Origin of the sequence: Saliphagus sp. GCM10025317 (assembly GCF_042663665.1) — an archaeon.
In the GTDB taxonomy this organism is placed as follows: domain Archaea; phylum Halobacteriota; class Halobacteria; order Halobacteriales; family Natrialbaceae; genus Natronosalvus.
Genome location: NZ_JBHTAQ010000005.1, coordinates 841,364 through 859,550, shown reverse-complemented (window position 1 = coordinate 859,550; position 18,187 = coordinate 841,364). Strand labels below are relative to the sequence as shown.

Sequence of the window (18,187 nt, the reverse complement as noted above, 5' to 3'; positions counted from 1 at the left end):
ATTCAAGGGAACGCGGCCCCAGTAGCCGGTATGAACGGGCAGACCGATCAGATTCCGGTCACGATTCTCTCCGGAAGCCTTGGCGCGGGAAAGACGACGCTGCTCAACCACCTGCTGACGACCGCCGAGGACCGGTCGCTGGCGGTGCTGGTCAACGACATGGGCGAGGTCAACGTCGACGCCGAACTGATCGCCGAGGGTTCCGAACTCGACTTCAAGGACGGCGTCGCGGAACTCTCGAACGGCTGTATCTGCTGTGAACTCCAGGACGACCTCGAGACCGCGGTCGTCCGCCTGGCTCGCGACCGGGACTTCGACCACCTGATCGTCGAATCCTCAGGCATCTCCGAGCCCGCACCCGTCGCGCGGCTGTTCACTACCGAGTCCCGCGTCGCCGCGCTTTACGCGGTCGACACACTCGTGACCGTCCTGGATACGCCCGCGTTCATCGAGGCCTTCGCCGGGGACGAGGTCCCGGAGCGCCGAGGCACCGAGGACGATCGCCCGCTTTCGGATTTGCTGGTCGAACAGGTCGAGGTTTCGAACCTGGTCTTACTCAACAAGGCGGACCTGTGTAGCGAGGGCGGACTCGAGCACGCCGCCGAGCTCGTCCGGGCGCTCCAGCCCGACGCGGAGACGATTCGGACGGAGTTCTCGGCGGTGGATCCGGATCGCCTCCTGGGGCGGGAGCTGTTCGATCCCACCCGGCTGGCCGACCTGCCGGGCTGGAAGCGGGCGCTCGAGAAGGGCGATACCCACGACGAAGAAGCCACTCATAATCACGATGAACCGCGCGACGGTGATGGCGAGCACGCTCATGGCCACGAGCACGGCGAGAATCACGAACACAGCCACAGCCACGACCACCGTCACCCCGACGAAGTCTACGGCGTCTCCTCGTTCGTCTTCGGCCGTCGCCGTCCCTTCCACCCTGGGCGGTTCGCCGCATTCCTCGAGACCCTCCCGTCGGAAATCGTCCGTTCGAAAGGTACCGCCTGGCTCGCCGGCAACGAGGTGCGGGTGACGGTCGCCCAGGCCGGTCCCTCGGTCAGAGCGACCGTACAGGGGCCCTGGATCGCCAGCCTCCCCGCCGTCGAGCGTGACATGCTCCGGTCGAACCGACCCAACCTGGAGTGGCACGACGACCACGGCGACCGTCGCACCGAACTCGTGTTCATTGGTACCGACTACGACGAGACGGCGCTCCGGGACGCGCTATCGAAGACGCTCGTGACAGATGAAGAGTGGGAGGAGGGTCTCGAGACCGAGGGACCGTTTCCCAGCGTCCAGGGCGAGGAGGTCGTGCTTCGAGAGCCCTGAGCACGGTTCCGATTCGAACCCGCGGTCAACACGCACAACTACGGCCGTACGAGCGCTCGAAGCGCATCTCCTCGCCGCAGTTCGGACAGACGGGGTCGCCCTGGATGTCGACGTCTCTGATGCGAACGTCGCAGTCGTCACACCAGTACGCTCCCTGCGAGCCGTCCGTGGGGCGGTCGTTCGGCCCGGACGACGCGAGTACGGCTTTCACCGAATCGATGACTCCCATATTTGACTCTTCAAGTTCCAGCACTACCAGTCCTTTGTGGGTGTGCATTGGTGACACACGACCACCGCCGATACGGTCGTCAGCTCCCTACGTGACCGCTCGAGCGGTACGGACGGTTCGAGCGTTGTAATTCGCACCGGTTCAGAGGGCCAGTGGAATCGCCAGGCCGACGACGAGCACCGCGAGCACGAGCATGAGGTAATACAGGCGCTCGACGCGTACCTCTGCTGGAACGACGCCGACGAACTCCGGCCGGACGGTCCAGACCTGCCGATAGTACGCGCCGACGGTGAACGCGAACGAGAGCGCGATAGAACCGGCGGCCGAATACTCGAGGCCGACGCCAATCGCCTGGCCATACAGCGGGCCGAACGAGAGAACGAGCATGACGGCGAGGCCCGCGACGACGAAAAACGGGACGGGGTCGACCGGCGTTCCCTCGCGATTTCGAAGGCGGAATCGCATACAGCACGGACACCTTCGAGCGACAAAAACTAAGTGCCAGAGCATCCGTGGTTCGGTATGACTGATCCGGAGGAGGTCGAGGGCCGGACCAACAGCGATGCCGAGGGGTTCGACGAGGCCGCGTCCTCCTCGCGGGGTGACCCGCGCGTCCTCCTCGCGATGAACGCCGTCCTGTCGACGTTGTTCGCCACGACCGTCGTCTGGGGGCTCGCGTTCGCCGGAATCCTCGAGTTTACGCTGGTAAACGTCGCGACGGCGATAATTCTGCTGTTTACGGCGACCTACGCGGTCACGATGACGTGATCCTGACCTGGGCGCGACTGCGCCGACGACTCGGTGCTTCGGGAACGACCGGTCAAGCTATCGGCCGTAGATAAACCGCCGTGCAGCGTCGTCGAGGCGAGTCGAGATTCCCTCGAGCCACGCGGCCGGCGAGACGCGACGAACCGACGACTCCTCGACCTCGATGGCCCCGCGGGCGTACGGGTCGCGGGAGGCCCGTTCCTCGTCGGACCGGTCGGCCTCGGTTGCGTCGACGACCGTCGACATGGCACACCGGCCACAGGATTCGGTGGGTTTCTCTCCCATGTGTCTCGTTCACAACGTAACGGTTCCAGGGGCTAAAGCGTACCGCCGTCTGCAGTAGTAGGCGGACTGGTGGCCTCGGTGTGAGCTCGAGCCTCGAACCCCTCAGAACCACCGACGCCTATTTGCTCCCCCGCTCGTACGAAGTGGTATGGGATATCGTATCGTCGATCCGGACGCCGTCGAGCCGGCGCCCGACCGACCGAGCGAGTGTCGAAAGCTGTCCGAACCGGGTGGGCTCGAAACGATGGCGATCAATCGGTTCCGCGCCGACCCGGGCGAGGAACTGCCGCTGGCGTACCATTACCACGAGACCCAGCAGGAGGCATTTTACGTTCTCGAGGGTACGCTGTCCGTCGAGACGCCCGAGGAGACGTACGAGGTACCGGAGGAACGGCTGTTCATCGTCGATCCGGGGAGCCCCCAGCGCGCGTACAATCCGGTCGACGCCGACGACCCGGTGTCCGTCCTGGCGATTGGTGCGCCGGCGGCCGACGGCGACGCCCGCGTCTACGACCCCGAACCCGAAACCAAACCTGAGGATACATGAGCGACAGCGAACAGTTCCCCGAGGCCGAGGAACTCCCCGCCGAGATCCGCGAGGCCGTCCCCGACTGGGACGACGAGTACTTCGACCGGGTCTCCGACCGGCTGATGTACAGCTACGACCTCGAGAAGGATCGACACGCCGCCGGCGAACGGTGGGACCTCTACGGCGAGTTGCGCGTGCTCAACCAGAAGCAGTTCTTCCATCCCTCGCTGAAGTACGCCGATCACGAGGCCAGGGAGTACCTCTTCGCCCGCCGCGAGCCGCGACCGACAGTCGCCGAACTCGAGCGACTCGTCGACCTGGGTCACGACATCGCCGACGACCGGATCGTCGCCAGCGAGGAGCACTTCGGGACGGACGTGAGTTTCGTGCTCGTCGCCGACGAATTGTCGGACGCGGTCAGTGAGTTCGTCTCGGGCTTCCGCGACCGCACGTTGTTGAAGTTCGGCTACTACGGCCACTACGACGTCAATCTCGTCGTCGTCGATCCCGACGAGGAGGAACACGTTGCCAGCGAGGTCGCCGATGTCACCGAGGCGTTCACCCTCTGGGACGACGTCACCGAGCCCGAGGAGGGCGTACTTTCGCGGTTCGCGAAGCGATTCTGGCGGTAGGGGCGCGATTTTCGGCGAGGGAGACAAACCGACGGACCAGCCGGTAGCAATTCTCGAGAGGGCAGGAAGTGGGGACCGCAGGGGTAGTCGTTTCTTGGTTCAGTCGTCGCCCGGTTCTGCCGCAGGCCCGCGACCCGTCCGTGCCCGCGAGATGTTCCCGTACCCGATGCGCACCAGCGAGAGCGCCAGGTAGATGAGCACGAGGGCGAGCACCATCTGGACGGCCGCGGAAGCGGTCGCGAGGAATCCGTCTGCACCGCCCTGTAGCAGGTTCACGTACAGGTTCTCGTAGAACGCCAGCCAGGCGAGTCCGAGGGTGGTAATGACGACCATGATGGCCATCGGGACACCGGTGCTGACGAGCTGCTTGGAACGGTCCCAGTTGGCCAGCCAGACGGTTCCGGTGAGCAGGGCCAGCGCGGCGAGCAGCTGGTTGGCGCCGCCGAACAGCCCCCACAGTGTGGTCCACTGGCCGGAGATGATGAGCACGTACGCGATGGTGATCTGGATGACGGGATTCGTGTACCGACCGCCAGCGAACGAGCCGACGCCGCCGGAGAAGCCGGTGTCGGTGCCGCTCCCGACCATACCGACGATCTCCTCCATCATGTATCGGCCGAGGCGAGCAGCCGTGTCGGTGGACGTGAGCAGGAAGCTCACGAGCACGAGCGCCATGAACGGGGCGCCGAACGCGGGATCGATGCCGAAACTCGTGAGGATGACGCCCCCGCCGGTCGCGAAGTTCGGGAGCGCGCCACCGATGCCGCCACCGGATGCTTCCGAGGCGAGCCCGGCAACTGCCAGCGTCGACAGTGCTGTCGCGGCGAGCAGGCCCTCACCGAGCATGCCGCCGTAGCCGATGAGGCGGGCGTCGCTCTCCTTGTTGAGTTGCTTCGCAGTCGTCCCCGAGGACACCAGCGAGTGGAAGCCGCTGATGGTCCCGCACGCGATCGTGATGAACAACAGCGGGAACAGCGGGTACGGGGAGACGGCGTCGACGCCGAGGAATCCCTCGAACGCGCCGATGCTGCTGTCGACCACGAGCGGCTCCGAGGACGTCCCGAAGATCGTCCCGACGATGATGGCGAGCAGCGCCCCGCCAACCCCCGCATACAGCAGGAACGACGAGAGGTAATCACGCGGCTGGAGCAACGTCCAGACCGGGAGCGCGCTGGCGACCGCGGCGTACACGAGGATTACCGGGACCCACGCGGCGCCGTTCCCGTTCAGCGCGGGGGTGCCGGCACCGGGCATCCACGAACCCGTTCCCTCGAGCAGGACGATGGTTCCCTCGGGGTGGGCACCCTCCGCCAGCTCGAAGATCGCGAGCGGGTACTGGATCCCGACCCAGACGCCCGCGAACACGCCCGCGACGAACAGGATCGTCCCGGGGATGAACGGGGCGTTCATCTGGTAGAGGTACACGCCGAACACCAGCGCGAGCCCGATGTACACCAGACTCGCGGTAGCCGCCTGCGGAAACGCGTTCAGGACGATACCCACGACGAGCGCGAACACCGCCACCACCAGGATGATGGTGAGGAACGCGAACCACAGCAGCATGTCTTTGCCCCGTTCGCCGACGTACTCACCGATGATGTAACCGATCGACTTCCCCTCGTGTCGCATCGACCCGGACAGCGAGATGAAGTCGTGAACGGCGCCCATCAGGGGGTTCCCGATGGCGACCCACGCGAGCGCGGGCGCCCAGCCCCAGATGGCGCCCGCCGTAATCGGTCCGACGATCGGCGCACCGCCGGCGATGCTCGAGAAGTGATGCCCCAACAATACCGGTTTCTTCGACGGGACGTACTCCTGGCCGTCCTCGTACTTGTGTGCCGGTGTGGTTCGACTCGAGTCGAGTTCGACGAACTGTACGAGGTACCTCGAGTACCCCACGTACCCCACTGTAAACGTTACCAGTACCGCGGCAACGATCCAAATTACCTGTGTCATGACAAGCCCACCCACACAGAGTGTGGGCGATACTCTTAATACTTGGTTATATTCACACCATCGATGGTGAAGTTATTATATCCGGGTGGATATTCGATTCGGAAATATGGCAGTAAATCGATGGTTACGGCGTCGATCCAATGATTACCAGGGTGATCGGTACTCCATCGCGTGGCCCGCGCGAAACGGGCCCCGAAACGAAAACCTCCTTGTGTCAGCCGATCGAGTAGCGGTCTCCCCGGGAACTGGGGAGAGAACTTACTGGATGTGCGCTCCGGCGAGCGCTCACTCGAGCGCGGCCTCGAGCGCGTCCATCGTCCGCTCGACCCGGTCGATTCGGGCGTTGTGGCCCATGTGCCCGATCCTGAGGATATCGTCCTCGAGGTCTCCGAGACCCGTCGAGAGGACGATCCCGTGATCCTCGCGGATCTGCGCCTGGAGGTACGTCGCGCGCCCCTCGAGGTCGAGCGCCGTCACCGTCGGCGACGCGAGCGAGTCCTTGGGATACACGCCGAGGCCCAGTTCGTCGGCCCGCTCGCGACACCGCTCGGCGGCCGCCTCGTGGCGCCCGTAGACGGAGTCGAGGCCCTCCTCGAGCAGCAAGTCGGTCGCCGCGTCGAGGGCCTGCAGATTGGCCGTGAGGTGGGTGTAAGGGAACCACTCGTCCTTGATCACGGTCTTCCAGGGCTCGAGACTCGCGTAGAACGAACGCGTTTCGACGGTTTCGATCCGCTCCCACGCGCGGTCGCTCACCGCACAGACGGTCAGCCCCGGTGGCGCGCTGAAACACTTCTGGGTCGCTCCGAGGACGACGTCGATGCGGTCGGTCGGCACCGGAGTGCCGCCAAGCGAGGAGACTGCGTCGACGACGCTAATCACGTCGTGTTCGGCGAGGCGGTCGAGCACTGGCTTGAGGTCGTTGAGCACGCCAGTGGGCGTCTCACAGTGGACCATCGTCGCGACGTCGTAGTCGCCGGACTCGAGTTCCCGCTCCACCATCTCGACGTCGATCGATTCCCGCCAGTTGCCGCCACAGACGGTCGCCTCGCCATCATACAGGTCGACGAAGTCCGCAAAGCCCTCGCCGTAGAGCCCGTTGGCGATACACAGCACTTCGTCGCCGGGATCGACCAGCGAGGCCACCGCGGCCTCGAGCCCCAGGATGCCCTCCCCACCGAGGATGGCGACGTCCCCGTCGCCGTAGATCGGCTCGAGTTTCTCGGTGAGGTCGCGATAGAAGTTGACGAACTCGGGTTCGACGTCGGGGTTCCGACTCGGTTCGGCCATGCGCTCGCGAACGCGTTCGGGGACCTCCGTGGGCCCGGGCGTCATCCGAAGCAGGTCGTGATCGTCCATGCCCGACTGCTCGATGCGCGTCACAAAAGCGTCGGCGGTTGACGGTGGTCGACGTTCCGGCAACACCCGCCCTCGAGTCGGGTGTTCGTCTCGACTCGACAGTGCGGCCCACCTCGAGTAGAATCGTACCCGAATCAGTCCGCTTGTGGCGCTACCGGATCGATCAGGGCGGGAGCGTCAGGCGTGTCGTTCGTTTCGTTCGTCTCGTTTTCATCGTCTGAACCCGCATCCGTCTCGTTGTCGCCGTCCGTGACGTTCTCCGGTCCGTCGTCGCCGGACTCGTCATCGTCGGTATCGTCGTCGGTCTCATTCCCGCCGTCACTCTCGTTCTCGTCCTCACCCTCGGACGGCTGTGCCTCCGCATCCGGATCTGGCACGACCTCGCCGTCACCTTCCTCGAGCGTCACCTCGAGGGTCTCGCCATCCACGACAGCTGTTTCGGGGACCGCCGTGGTTCCCAGGTATTGGCGCTCGATCTCGCCGTCTTCGGGCGTCCCGACGAAGATTTCGTACTCCTCGTCGACCGCCTCGACCGCGCTATCGGTGTAGCCGTCTTCCGGTCCGAGCTCGTCGTTCGTCGCGTACGGCACCGTTAGCTCGAACGTACCGTCGTCGCTCACGTTGGCCTGTTGCGTGTAGGTGAACGTTCGTCCCGGCTCCGTCTCGAGTTCGATCTGCGCGTAGACGCGGTCGGAGTCGGCGACTTCGCCGTCGACCGAGCCAGTGATGCTCGCCCCCTCGACGCGCTCGAAGGTCTTGACGTCCGAGACCAGATACGCGTTGTAGGCGTAGGCGGGATAATACCGGCCGCCGAGTTCGACCGCATATCCGCCAAACGGCATTGTTGCCTGGTCGGCCGCCCGTGCCTCCTCGAGCATCGCCGAGATGTTGTCCGCCTGGTCACCGACGGCTCCGACCCGACCGGAGCGGGTCGTCACCGGGTACAGCCCGTTCGGCGTCTGGAGCAACTGCGTCCCCACGATCGAGTACGAACTCGATTCGTGGACCAGTCGGTAATGCTCCATGCCCTCCGCGTCGTGGAGGTACAGCGAGGCGAGCATCGTGTCGTGGTAGGCCTCGCTCGTCGTCGGCACGTCGAACTCCTGGCCGCTGAGATTTGCCGTCTCCTGGGTCTGGAACCGACTGTACGCCGGGTTGGACCACTGCGTGATCGCACTGAACTTCCCACCGGCCATCTCATCGTCGATCATGACGTAGCGCATCTCACCTTCGTCGGCACTGTCGGCGTTCTCGAGGTCGCTGCGGATCGTGTCTTCCGGCTGATTCACCACCGGAACGCCCGCAGCGATCCCGTCGAGGATTACCTCACCGTGGGACTCCTCCTCGGCCAGCAGGTACCACGAGGACGACTGCGCGTTCTGCTGGAACGGGTTCGAGTGTGGAATGCGCTCGCCGTTGGTCGTGATCAGGTGGCCGTAGTCCCACCAGGACATCACGCCGTAGGAACCGCCCGGATAGTCGAAGTCGCCGTCGGCGGGGCGGTCGTAAGTTCCGTAATACTCGAGGTCGCTCTGGTTGCCTGCGCCCGCCCAGTTCCCGGGTTCGGGCGTGCTCTCGAGGAGCCACTGCGTCGACTCGTCCCAGGTCATCGCGTCGTCGCTCGGCCCGACGTTCTCGCCGCGCTCCCAGGTGGTGGTGCCGTCGGCCGCGATTGGCGGGAGCAGGGGCATGAACAGCATCACGACGATGAGGACGATCGCGATCACCTGGTAGGTCTCGACGTCGCGAATCGAGTCGGCCGTACGGTGGAAATCCAGGCTGAGGAGGCGGGCGATGTCCGCGACGAAGACTGCGTTGACGACCGCAACCGCGACCGCGAGGTAGTAGGAGAACCGCGTCTGGGTCGCCGCCATGCTGATCAGGAACAGCGACCAGACGATCACGAGGGTGTACTCGGCGCGCCACTCGCGTCCGAACAGCGGGCGAAGCAGGAGGAACGCGAGTCCGCCGAGCATCGTGAAGAACGCGGCTCCGAACTCGTTAAAGACGTACTGGGTGAAGTCGTCCGGAGGCTGGGCCTCCGAAACGGTGAGCGCCCCAGTCGAGGGGTCGAGCGGCAGTAGCCGTCTCGTGATATTTGTAATCACAGTGGAGTAGAGCTCGGGAACGATGACGGCCATCACGCCGAGTCCCACGATCAGGAGGCCGGCGATCGCAGCCGGGTAATAATGGCGGTCGACCTCAAGGTCGTCCCACTGGCGAGCGAACCAGGCCATGAACGCGCAGCCGAGTGCGACGCCCAGGGCAAGCGTCGGCTGGAGGTAGCCGAAGTGAGAGACGCTGCCGGACCACTGTTCGAACAGGAGCACGGATCCGATTGCCGTCACACCGAGGCTGACGGCCCCGACGAAGGCGACGTGGTCGGGAGAGATCCCTCGGACGTAGTCGACACAGAGCTGGATGCAGAAGAAGACGCCGAAGATACCGATCAGCAATACCGCCGAGGGCCAGACCCAGATGAACAGCGTGAGCGCGAGACCGGCAAGGACCGAGTAGATGGTTGGGCGACGAAGGGCGTCCCAGTCGCGGTCGGCGACGAGTTCGTAGATCGGGCGGTCACGTTCGCCCGCCCGGACGGCGACCATCATCGCGAGGACCGCAATCGCCATGAACAGCGCCTCGCCGATGTGATGGTCGAGCTGGCCGACGGCCGAGCGGTAGAAGAACGACCCCGGCACGAGCGCGAGGAGGACGACCGAGACGAGTCCACCGATGGTTCCGCCTAGTCGACGGCCCATGTAGAAGACGGGAATTGCGGTGAGCGCGCCCATCAGCGGGATGGACACGAGGGCGACCATGTAGAGGGTTTCAGGGGAAGGATTCCCGAGACCGACGATCATCGCCGCCGTGACGATAAGCTGGTCGAATAGCGTGCCGAAGTGGCCGACGTAGGTCCCTGTAGGGTAGCCAGTATAGACCTCATAAGGCATCGTGAATGGATAATTCTCGGCGGTCCACTGGATCGTCCGCCAGTGGTACCACGAGTCGACGCCGGACAAACGCGGCGAGCCGTCGGCGACGAAGTTCTCGTAGGACCGGAGGCGAGTCCACAGCATGAATAGTATCACCAGCCCGAGGAGGGGAAGGTGATACCACTCCTGCCACGCCTCGAGGGTGGAGGGCGTTTCGGTTCCCTCGTCGACGTGTTCAGTGTCAGTACTCATTACGTCCCACCAGTGCAATATGGCGAATAAACTTTGTTATCTGCTGTTGGAAGCTTTTGGTGAGACTGTTTTCATGTGTAGTTGACCGAATGAGAATCTGACCGTATCCAGCGCAATTCGTCCCAGCGATCGCAAAGAGCAAATTGGCCGATAGATCATAAAAACACGAGAGGTACGCCGTATTGAGTGATCAACACTGGTAGCCAACGCGGCTTAGTAAGTTCCTGAGCGCTATCGAGAAGCAGGCATTTACAGTTCTCGAATTCCAGGCTAACCACCGGCTTAGTCGAGGTAGGGCTGGCACACCATATTCACTCCATCTTCGAAATCGATCGAAGGGGCCCAACCCGTTGCTCGAGAGAATTTCGATGGGTCGGCACATGTGTGTTCGACGTAATCGTCAAAGGGACAGTCAACGTACTCTGGCTCGACATCAGTGCCGAGTTCATCATTGATCAGTTCGATCATCCTGTTGAAACTGTAGGCATCGCCCGTTCCGACGTTATATACCCCGCCAAGTTCGTGATCTGCAGCGAGTTCGAACGCGCGCACGACATCATCGACGTGAGTAAAATCTCGAGTCTGTGTACCATCGCCGAACACTTTTGGCGATTCACCGGCGGCAATTCGATCCGTGAACTGGGCGACGGTATTTGCGAACTTACCTTTGTGTTCCTCGTTACCTCCGAATCCTTGATAGACAGAGAACAGGCGAAGGCCAGCCATCGAGAGTCCATGGTGATTGGCATAGTATTCAGCGTAACGTTCGCGAGCCAATTTCGATGCCTCGTACCCTGTATGTGCCTCGACATCCATGCTTTCAACGGATGGTTCGGTCTGACTACCGTAAATAGACGACGTAGAGGCGTAAACGACGGTTTCACAACCCTGTTTACGCACCTGCTCAACCGCATTGACGAAGCCCTCGACGTTGATACGACATCCACGTCGTGGATCATCTTCGTGCATATTCCGAGAGGAGAGTGCTGCGAGGTGGAACAGGATATCAACATCGGACGGGAGGTCATCATCAAGGACGCTCACGTCGTGGAATTCGACTTCGTCGATAAGATTGTCGGTGGTCCCCAGGTAGAGATCGTCGACGACAACCACCTCATTTGTAGAAGCAAGATAGTTTGCGAGGTTAGAACCAATAAACCCAGCACCGCCCGTGATGAGAACGCGTTTTCCTTCCATGCACCAATGGTCTGCTCGTTTCATTAAATAACCTGATGTTCCGTTGGTTGCCATCGACAGTCCAAGTAACGGCTACCCTGCGCCCGAGGCCGTTTACCGAAATAACTAACTCTCTCAGTTTCGCAGGCCCGTACATGCGCGTCTCGGTGGTCGTCTGTGAACACACGCTGGACCGGTATCAGGACCTTCGAGATGCAGTCAATAGCATTCTCGCCCAGAGCCACAACGACATTGAACTTGTACTGGTAGCCGACGGGAACGAAGAAGTCTGCCAGCAATTCTATGAGGACTACGACGACCACGAAAACGTATCGATACACTGCAACGAAAACAATGTTGGGCTTCTCGAGAGTCGAAACAACGGGGCCCAAGTGGCGACCGGAGACGTGGTAGCGTTCATCGACGATGATGCCGTAGCGGATCCCGAATGGGTGGCCGAACTCGTCGAAGTATATGGGAACTTGAATGCGCTCTCTGTGGGTGGAAAAATGGTTCCACTCTGGGTGGCTGGACGACCGAGCTTTCTCCCCGAAGAGTTCTACTTTCTCGTCGGAGTTACCCAACGTGGATTCGCCGATGGCAAGGGTGAAGTTCGAAACACTTTCGGCTCGAATATCTCCTTTCGCCGCGAAGTTTTCCTCGATTTGGGCGGGTTCGATACAACTATTGGCGGTCGTCAGGGGGATGAGAACCTCCAGGGCGGCGAAACGGAACTGTGTGCCCGGCTTCGTAGCGAGTACAACCAGAGCGTCTACTACAACCCCGAAGCGGAGGTCGCCCACAAGGTGTTCGATTACCGGACAAAACCGCTGTGGTTGCTCGACCGCGCCTTCTGGCAAGGGTATTCCAAGCGCGGAATGGAAGTACTGGTCCCCGAATCGACCGGCGAGGAGTACGATTTTCTTGGCCGACTCTTCCGCAAGTTCGTCCCAGCACGTACGAGGAACCTCGTTCGTAACCCTTCTTTGGAAAAGGCCGTTCAATTCATCATGTTGTTCGCCTTTACCGGCGCTGTTGGGTTTGGTTACTTATATGGAATGACGAAGTGGCGTTGACGTGAACGCTTGCCGATACGCTTATACAGCCGACTTTGTTCGGTAGAAATATGAGTGACTCTTCAGTGGACGAGGACACAGACTTGCGGCTACGTGATCTCGACATCGCTATCGCCCACTGGGGAATCAACGCCTGGGGAGGCGCAGAATACCTTGCAACGATTCTTGCGGATGTCCTGGACGTGGACCGGATCTATACAATCGGAGAACCCAACCCAGATGATCCAAATCCGTATGGAAACGTACGGTTCGTAGACGTGACGGAGGATCTCTCTCCCCGCCTGCTTCGGAAGGTTCAGGCGCACGTAGGTCGACCTTTTGAATACGCTCTCTGGGAAGACGTTGATTGGCGTGAGTACGGATCTCCCGACGTGTTGATCACGTCGGGAGCGACGACTCGTTCGGTCATTACGCCGGCAAATACCTTGCATCTGAACTACTGCCACTCACCTCCGCGCTGGTTTTACGACCTATACCACGACCGAAAAGATTCCCCGACCGGGGTGCTCGCCAGACCACTGATTCGATATCTTCGGATGCGCGATCACACGATCGACCCGCGCGTAGACGGCTACTTCGCAAACAGCCCGATTATCGCTCAGCGCTTACAGAAATACTACAAACGTGATTCGGAGGTGCTGTATCCGCCCGTCGCCGTCGACTCCTACCACGAAGACGACGACGACAGGTTCTACCTTCATCTTGGCCGTCTCGACGAGGAGAAGGGCGTCCCAGAGGTGGTCGAAGCGTTTGAGGGACTCGACCATCAGTTGGTACTGGCTGGCGGCCGTGGCGACGTCGAAGACACGGTCGTCGAGAAAATAAATCGGAGTGAGAACCTCGTGTACCGCGGATTCGTCGATGAAGACGAAAAACGAGATCTATTGGCGACCTGTCGCGCTGTCGTGTTCAACGGCCGGAATGAAGACTTTGGGATCGTTCCGATCGAAGCGAATGCCAGTGGGAAGGCCGTCCTGGTGCGCAACGACGGATTCCCAGGCATATACGTTGATGACGGTGAGAACGGGTACCGTCACGACGGGACGCCGGCAGGGATTCGGGCCTCCGTCGAACGGTTCGAGTCGAACGGGCTCGACGGTGACCCTCGGTCCGAAGTCGAAACGTTCTCAACCGCTGCCTTCGAGAAGCAACTGAAATCGGCTGTCGTCGATCGGTACGAGGCGTTCGCGACGGCGGCGAGAGGGAACCACTGATGACTGAAACAATCGTACTCGGTCTCGACGGGGCGAACTGGGCGCTACTCAAGCCATGGCTGGAAGAGGAGCGCCTCCCGAACATCGAAGCGCTCCGGTCCGAAGGCGTCGTCGCAGATATGGAAAGCTGTCTCCCTCCGGTCACGTGCCCGAACTGGCGGTGTTACTCCACAGGAAAGAACCCGGGAAAGCTGGGCGTGTTCTGGTGGGAGCGCATCGACACGGACAGGCGCACGCTTACAACACCCGACTCGCGATCATTCAAGAGCGCCAACTACTGGGACTACCTCAACGAACAGGGCCGAACTGCGGGCATACTCAACCTCCCGATGACGTACCCGCCGTTCGAGGTCGATCGATTTCTCGTTGCAGGGGGGCCAGGAAGCGAGCAGAACAATTACGCCTATCCGTCTGACCTGGGTACGCGTCTCAACGACGAAGGATACGCACTTCATCCCGACCAGCCAGTTACCGGGAAAGACGATCGCGACGAAGCCGATGATCTCGTTGACCTGATCGAACGCCGACTGGAGACGTTTCACCACCTGCTCGAGGAGGAAGACCCGGACGTCGCACACTGTACGGTGTTTTACATTAACGTACTCCAACACTTCTTTTGGCGCGGTGAGCCGACTCGGCGTGCCTGGGAGGTCATTGACGGCCATATCGGACGACTCCGAGAGGAACATCCAGACAGCAACCTCTTCCTGATGTCGGACCACGGTTGTAAAAACGTCGATACAGTGTTTTACGCCAATAGCTGGCTCGAGGCCGAAGGATACCTGGTTTCCGAAAGCGAAACGTCGGATCTTCTCACGAAGTACGGCATCAACAAGAAGCGAATCTCGAAACTTGCCCACAAACTCGGCGTTCACGACCTCGTAACGCGGCTGGCACCCGATCGTTTGACGGACTCGATCCCGGAGGACGAGGAGGGCTACAAACGCGAACAGAAACTCGAGAAGATAGATTGGGAACGTTCACGAGCCATCGCCAGCGGACAGGGTCTCATCTACGTCATCGATAACGATCCCGATACGGTCGATACTATAATCGACGATCTGTCCGCGCTTACAAATGAGAAGGGCGATTCGATCGCTCGAGAGGTGATGCGTAGCGACGACGCCTACAGCGGCCCCTATACGGACGAAGCACCGGACATCGTCTTCGACCAGCGGCCGGGCGTTCACACGAGTGGAGCGATCGGACCGAATCCGGTATTCGACGACGTCGGACAGTGGGAAGCCGAGAACGTCCGGACAGGGCTCTTCCTTGCGAGCGGTCCGGATATCGAGGTGTCAACGATTGATCGCGACGTGATAATCACGGACATCGCTCCAACCGTTCTCCACAGCGTCGGCTGTGCAGTTCCGACGGACATGGATGGCACGCCGCTCCCGCTATTCGGCGACGATGCGTTCGATGAATGTGACCCCATACCGTTCGAGTCAGTAGATGCTTCGGGACGCCAGAGCGTTCAGAACCGGCTGGAGGACCTCGGGTATCTGGAATGACGGTTTGTCTCACCGGCGATGTCCACCACATGTCGCTCGAGACGCGCGATCAGGCGTACATGGACTGCACGGAAGTCGAGGCAGCTATCGAATACGCGGAGATTGCCGCGGAGTACGAGGTTCCAGTCACTCTTTTTCTGACCGGTAAATGTGTCTACGAAGAGCGAAATCGGGTCCGTGAACTCGCGGAGATGCCGAACGTCGAACTTGGTGGACACAACTATTGGGCGTTCACGACGCCTGTTCACCAACTGTGGCGTGCCGTGGAGAAGGCCACCGGTGGTCGTCTCGGTTCGTGGAACGGTCCGCGTGCTTTCCAGGACTGGGAAATCGGTAAAACGGTAGCGGCGTTCCAGAAGATTGAGGCTCGTATTACCAGTTGGCGCGACCACGCATACCGGCATGACAAACATACGGTATCACTGCTTGCGAAACATGACTTTACCCATTTTTCTGACCCGGTCGAACCGGCCGGCCACGTCCGGAAAAATGGTGACGTCACAGTCGTCCCGGTAAATACGCCACCTGATCACGAACACCTCTATCACGCATTTCGAACGCCGGAGTTCGTTACAGATGCCGAGTTTGACGGTCCATTTGGGGGAGACTCATATTACCCGGATGAATGGGCTTCGTGGGTATTGGACCATACTGATGCCAGGCTCAAAGCGACCGATATCACGACATTGCTTCTTCATCCTGCTTGCATGTACTTGGTTGACAAGTTTGATCTGCTACGAACGATTCTCGAAAGAGTTATGAATGAAAATCCTGTTACCATCTCCGAGGTTGAGGTTAACGAGTCCAAAATTTAGAAAAGAGGCTACTCTTTGTATCGACCGTATCACACATGTTACGTAGCTCCGCGACGATTTCTTGTCCAACTTTATCCGGGTCACTTACTTCGCTAACGTATGCCCGAGCGTTCTGAATTATTTCTTCGCGTTGTTCTTCGTAAAGCAACTGTGTGATAGCTCTGGTCAGTTCCGGATCGGTGGGCGAAGCGACTAATATGCCGGTTTCACCGTCGGTAATCTGCTCACCCAGGCCTTCGCAGTCGTTTGCCACGACTGGGCAGCCGGCGGCCATCGCCTCTTGGATGATATTTCCGAAACCCTCCTCGTATGAGACGTACACCATCGCATCTGCTGCAGCATATAGACCTTGAACGTCGTCAATGAATCCCAGAAAGTGCACCTTATCTCGGACATCATTCGAAAACGACGAGTCAATATCATTCTTGAGAGGTTCTAAATATGTTCCATCCCCTGCAATAATAAACTGTAAATCTTCATTGTCGTTTAGTATTTGCTCGATCTGAGGTAACGCATCTCTGAGCGCTTCGTACTTCTTTCTGAAGCGCAGGTTAGTAACGGTGATCAGGAGGCGGCTTCCATTGAGATTGAACTTTTTGCGGATAGCTTTTGGCGAGGCATCGGCGAAAGTATCATAAGCGAGTGGAACACCGATGGTGCCGATTCTGTCTGGGGTGGTCTCCGTATTCTTGATGATAGCACGTTCAACAGTGTTCGAAATCGTTAAATAACAATCTGATAGCCTAAACGTGATACGGTTTATGAATATTAATACGGTAATAAGGGCGATACCGCCATAATTCCGGTTAGTTACGTGCTCGCGTAACTTTTCGCGATTGATTTCCCAAATATTTCCACCAAGCCTAAGCGCGAACGGAATAGAATAGGCCACGGCAAGCAATGAGGCGATGAAACTTACGACGCCCGCGTGATCACCGATGACAATATCCACATTCTGATTCTTCAGTTCCCGTCGTCCATCCTTGGCCGTCATCACCGCTCGTTTTATCAGATTTGAGGAGGTGTTTGAAACTATAATAACATCTTCATTCGTTCGCTCAAGTGGGTTTGCAAGATTCTCTGTTCTATGGCCAGTGAATACAGCAATCTTCATTTATTTACTCCTATCGCATCGCTCTACAACAGCATAGTCTATGATAGTATTTGTGCTAATCACGGTTCGAATACACCGCTTTTTCATCGAACGGCTCTTAGAATTCCGCATCCACTCTCGTCTGGAGTCGCCTCAATGTTAAACCCATTTTCGAGGAGAAGCGAGTGGACGGCTTCGTCGTCAACACCGTGTAGTTCGCAATATATCCGTCTGACACCCTCAAGAATACCATCCATTCCCTTTAGGACCGATAGCTCAGCCCCTTCAACATCAACTTTAATGACTGTTGGTTTAGGCACGTTCTGCCCCGCTAGTTCGTCTCCACGGACACACTTGACTGTGATTGTATCACCATGCTGCCAATCTGAGAGCAACGAGCCCCGTCCTGCTCCAGCAGTTGCCCGATTGTCGAGCGTAAATTCTCTCGGCCCGGCAGATTCGGCGAGAGCTCTATCGACAACATGAGCCTGAAGATCGTTGAGCGCGAGGTTTTTTTCGATGGTTTCGACGTTCTCCTGCCAAGGTTCAATTGCGACAGTCTCCGCGCCGATCGTGGCGGCGAAGAGCGTATAGACGCCGATATTACTTCCAACGTCCCAGACACAATCGTCTGGGGTGAGATGTCGACAAAAATGTTCAATATTCGGTGATTCGTTATGGATTGCGCGGATGTGATCGAATTCACCGACGGTGCGATTGTGAATATCGACTGTGTGCGGCCCTATCGAGACAGATTTTGTGGAGGATGTGAGCGGCGCGAGCCGGCGAAACCGATCACGAGCACCCCAGAATAATTCATCAGCGGCCGAATGGACTCCTGTGGCACCGTTTGAACGGATCTCCGACACCGAATACCGAAGCCAATCGATGAATGTCATTGATCGATCACGGCGCCAAACTGACTACGCACCATTGTATTCCATCGGGGATTATCGTAGGATCTCTTGGACGTCATGCTCGTAATCATGGCTTTGATATTGTCAAGCAAAACCCTTTCAGTATCGTCTAAAGCTTCCGG

The 18,187-nt window shown here is 59.6% G+C and carries 17 protein-coding genes; 8 read left to right on the top strand and 9 right to left on the bottom strand.

The window, feature by feature from the left end; all coding sequences use genetic code 11:
• The first annotated feature begins 30 nt into the window (after positions 1 to 30).
• On the top strand, positions 31 to 1,320 hold the full coding sequence (locus ACFQS4_RS06295; RefSeq protein ID WP_497902803.1) for a CobW family GTP-binding protein: 1,290 nt from the start codon (positions 31 to 33) through the stop codon (positions 1,318 to 1,320).
• 25 nt (positions 1,321 to 1,345) lie between these two features.
• Here ACFQS4_RS06295 and ACFQS4_RS06290 read toward each other — a convergent pair whose 3' ends face one another.
• Positions 1,346 to 1,549 carry a hypothetical protein gene (locus ACFQS4_RS06290; RefSeq protein ID WP_497903158.1) on the bottom strand — a complete coding sequence of 68 codons (204 nt, stop codon included), beginning with the start codon at positions 1,547 to 1,549 and terminating at the stop codon, positions 1,346 to 1,348.
• Between the two features lie 141 nt (positions 1,550 to 1,690).
• Positions 1,691 to 2,014: a hypothetical protein gene (locus tag ACFQS4_RS06285; RefSeq protein ID WP_254159740.1), complete on the bottom strand. Its 324-nt coding sequence runs from the start codon at positions 2,012 to 2,014 to the stop codon at positions 1,691 to 1,693.
• A gap of 57 nt (positions 2,015 to 2,071) precedes the next feature.
• On the opposite strand from ACFQS4_RS06285, the gene ACFQS4_RS06280 reads away from it, so the two are divergent.
• A complete protein-coding gene (locus ACFQS4_RS06280) occupies positions 2,072 to 2,317 on the top strand; it encodes a DUF8107 family protein (protein WP_497902802.1) in 246 nt (81 codons plus the stop codon).
• A gap of 57 nt (positions 2,318 to 2,374) precedes the next feature.
• Here the strand turns inward: ACFQS4_RS06280 and ACFQS4_RS06275 are convergent, their stop codons facing one another.
• The gene (locus ACFQS4_RS06275) at positions 2,375 to 2,602 is read right to left on the bottom strand and encodes a DUF8007 family protein (RefSeq protein WP_497902801.1); all 228 of its coding nucleotides are present in this window, start codon (positions 2,600 to 2,602) and stop codon (positions 2,375 to 2,377) included.
• Positions 2,603 to 2,750: 148 nt separating this feature from the next.
• Between ACFQS4_RS06275 and ACFQS4_RS06270 the strand changes: the two genes are divergently transcribed.
• Both ACFQS4_RS06270 and ACFQS4_RS06265 read left to right on the top strand, forming a co-directional pair.
• Positions 2,751 to 3,149 carry a cupin domain-containing protein gene (locus tag ACFQS4_RS06270; protein ID WP_497902800.1) on the top strand — a complete coding sequence of 133 codons (399 nt, stop codon included), beginning with the start codon at positions 2,751 to 2,753 and terminating at the stop codon, positions 3,147 to 3,149.
• Positions 3,146 to 3,763, top strand: coding sequence for a DUF8052 family protein (locus tag ACFQS4_RS06265; protein ID WP_497902799.1), 618 nt, complete (start codon positions 3,146 to 3,148; stop codon positions 3,761 to 3,763). The genes ACFQS4_RS06270 and ACFQS4_RS06265 overlap by 4 nt, the downstream gene beginning before the upstream one ends.
• 99 nt (positions 3,764 to 3,862) lie before the next feature.
• Here ACFQS4_RS06265 and ACFQS4_RS06260 read toward each other — a convergent pair whose 3' ends face one another.
• The 4 genes from ACFQS4_RS06260 to ACFQS4_RS06245 all read right to left on the bottom strand — a co-directional run bounded on the left by ACFQS4_RS06260 (position 3,863) and on the right by ACFQS4_RS06245 (position 11,457).
• Positions 3,863 to 5,719 (bottom strand): carbon starvation CstA family protein, encoded by a 1,857-nt coding sequence (locus ACFQS4_RS06260; RefSeq protein ID WP_497902798.1) that lies wholly within the window; start codon positions 5,717 to 5,719, stop codon positions 3,863 to 3,865.
• Between the two features lie 285 nt (positions 5,720 to 6,004).
• A complete protein-coding gene (locus ACFQS4_RS06255) occupies positions 6,005 to 7,075 on the bottom strand; it encodes a pyridoxal-phosphate-dependent aminotransferase family protein (RefSeq protein WP_497902797.1) in 1,071 nt (356 codons plus the stop codon).
• Between the two features lie 134 nt (positions 7,076 to 7,209).
• The gene (locus ACFQS4_RS06250) at positions 7,210 to 10,260 is read right to left on the bottom strand and encodes an oligosaccharyl transferase, archaeosortase A system-associated (RefSeq protein WP_497902796.1); all 3,051 of its coding nucleotides are present in this window, start codon (positions 10,258 to 10,260) and stop codon (positions 7,210 to 7,212) included.
• 282 nt (positions 10,261 to 10,542) lie between these two features.
• On the bottom strand, positions 10,543 to 11,457 hold the full coding sequence (locus ACFQS4_RS06245; RefSeq protein WP_497902795.1) for an NAD-dependent epimerase/dehydratase family protein: 915 nt from the start codon (positions 11,455 to 11,457) through the stop codon (positions 10,543 to 10,545).
• A gap of 134 nt (positions 11,458 to 11,591) precedes the next feature.
• Here ACFQS4_RS06245 and aglG point away from each other — a divergent pair, with 134 nt between their 5' ends.
• The 4 genes from aglG to ACFQS4_RS06225 all read left to right on the top strand — a co-directional run bounded on the left by aglG (position 11,592) and on the right by ACFQS4_RS06225 (position 16,055).
• A complete protein-coding gene (gene aglG / locus ACFQS4_RS06240) occupies positions 11,592 to 12,512 on the top strand; it encodes a glucosyl-dolichyl phosphate glucuronosyltransferase (RefSeq protein ID WP_497902794.1) in 921 nt (306 codons plus the stop codon).
• Between the two features lie 65 nt (positions 12,513 to 12,577).
• Positions 12,578 to 13,726 carry a glycosyltransferase gene (locus tag ACFQS4_RS06235; protein ID WP_500192534.1) on the top strand — a complete coding sequence of 383 codons (1,149 nt, stop codon included), beginning with the start codon at positions 12,578 to 12,580 and terminating at the stop codon, positions 13,724 to 13,726.
• Complete coding sequence (locus tag ACFQS4_RS06230; protein WP_497902792.1) at positions 13,726 to 15,240, top strand: alkaline phosphatase family protein; 1,515 nt, start codon at positions 13,726 to 13,728, stop codon at positions 15,238 to 15,240. The genes ACFQS4_RS06235 and ACFQS4_RS06230 overlap by 1 nt, the downstream gene beginning before the upstream one ends.
• 29 nt (positions 15,241 to 15,269) lie before the next feature.
• Positions 15,270 to 16,055, top strand: a complete 786-nt coding sequence (locus ACFQS4_RS06225; RefSeq protein ID WP_497902791.1) for a polysaccharide deacetylase family protein — start codon at positions 15,270 to 15,272, stop codon at positions 16,053 to 16,055.
• On the opposite strand, the gene ACFQS4_RS06220 is transcribed toward ACFQS4_RS06225, so the two are convergent.
• Both ACFQS4_RS06220 and ACFQS4_RS06215 read right to left on the bottom strand, forming a co-directional pair.
• Positions 16,036 to 17,169, bottom strand: a complete 1,134-nt coding sequence (locus tag ACFQS4_RS06220) for a glycosyltransferase family 4 protein (RefSeq protein ID WP_497902790.1) — start codon at positions 17,167 to 17,169, stop codon at positions 16,036 to 16,038. The two genes, ACFQS4_RS06225 and ACFQS4_RS06220, sit on opposite strands and share 20 nt — an antisense overlap.
• 83 nt (positions 17,170 to 17,252) lie before the next feature.
• Positions 17,253 to 18,047: an FkbM family methyltransferase gene (locus ACFQS4_RS06215; protein ID WP_497902789.1), complete on the bottom strand. Its 795-nt coding sequence runs from the start codon at positions 18,045 to 18,047 to the stop codon at positions 17,253 to 17,255.
• Positions 18,048 to 18,187 lie beyond the last annotated feature (140 nt).

Bases quoted from the DNA above. Each gene is read 5' to 3' on its own strand.
- ACFQS4_RS06295 (WP_497902803.1), top strand. From the start codon at position 31: ATGAACGGGCAGACCGATCAGATTCCGGTCACGATTCTCTCCGGAAGC.
- ACFQS4_RS06290 (WP_497903158.1), bottom strand. From the start codon at position 1,549: ATGGGAGTCATCGATTCGGTGAAAGCCGTACTCGCGTCGTCCGGGCCG.
- ACFQS4_RS06285 (WP_254159740.1), bottom strand. From the start codon at position 2,014: ATGCGATTCCGCCTTCGAAATCGCGAGGGAACGCCGGTCGACCCCGTC.
- ACFQS4_RS06280 (WP_497902802.1), top strand. From the start codon at position 2,072: ATGACTGATCCGGAGGAGGTCGAGGGCCGGACCAACAGCGATGCCGAG.
- ACFQS4_RS06275 (WP_497902801.1), bottom strand. From the start codon at position 2,602: ATGGGAGAGAAACCCACCGAATCCTGTGGCCGGTGTGCCATGTCGACG.
- ACFQS4_RS06270 (WP_497902800.1), top strand. From the start codon at position 2,751: ATGGGATATCGTATCGTCGATCCGGACGCCGTCGAGCCGGCGCCCGAC.
- ACFQS4_RS06265 (WP_497902799.1), top strand. From the start codon at position 3,146: ATGAGCGACAGCGAACAGTTCCCCGAGGCCGAGGAACTCCCCGCCGAG.
- ACFQS4_RS06260 (WP_497902798.1), bottom strand. From the start codon at position 5,719: ATGACACAGGTAATTTGGATCGTTGCCGCGGTACTGGTAACGTTTACA.
- ACFQS4_RS06255 (WP_497902797.1), bottom strand. From the start codon at position 7,075: ATGGACGATCACGACCTGCTTCGGATGACGCCCGGGCCCACGGAGGTC.
- ACFQS4_RS06250 (WP_497902796.1), bottom strand. From the start codon at position 10,260: ATGAGTACTGACACTGAACACGTCGACGAGGGAACCGAAACGCCCTCC.
- ACFQS4_RS06245 (WP_497902795.1), bottom strand. From the start codon at position 11,457: ATGGAAGGAAAACGCGTTCTCATCACGGGCGGTGCTGGGTTTATTGGT.
- aglG (WP_497902794.1), top strand. From the start codon at position 11,592: ATGCGCGTCTCGGTGGTCGTCTGTGAACACACGCTGGACCGGTATCAG.
- ACFQS4_RS06230 (WP_497902792.1), top strand. From the start codon at position 13,726: ATGACTGAAACAATCGTACTCGGTCTCGACGGGGCGAACTGGGCGCTA.
- ACFQS4_RS06225 (WP_497902791.1), top strand. From the start codon at position 15,270: ATGTCGCTCGAGACGCGCGATCAGGCGTACATGGACTGCACGGAAGTC.
- ACFQS4_RS06220 (WP_497902790.1), bottom strand. From the start codon at position 17,169: ATGAAGATTGCTGTATTCACTGGCCATAGAACAGAGAATCTTGCAAAC.
- ACFQS4_RS06215 (WP_497902789.1), bottom strand. From the start codon at position 18,047: ATGACATTCATCGATTGGCTTCGGTATTCGGTGTCGGAGATCCGTTCA.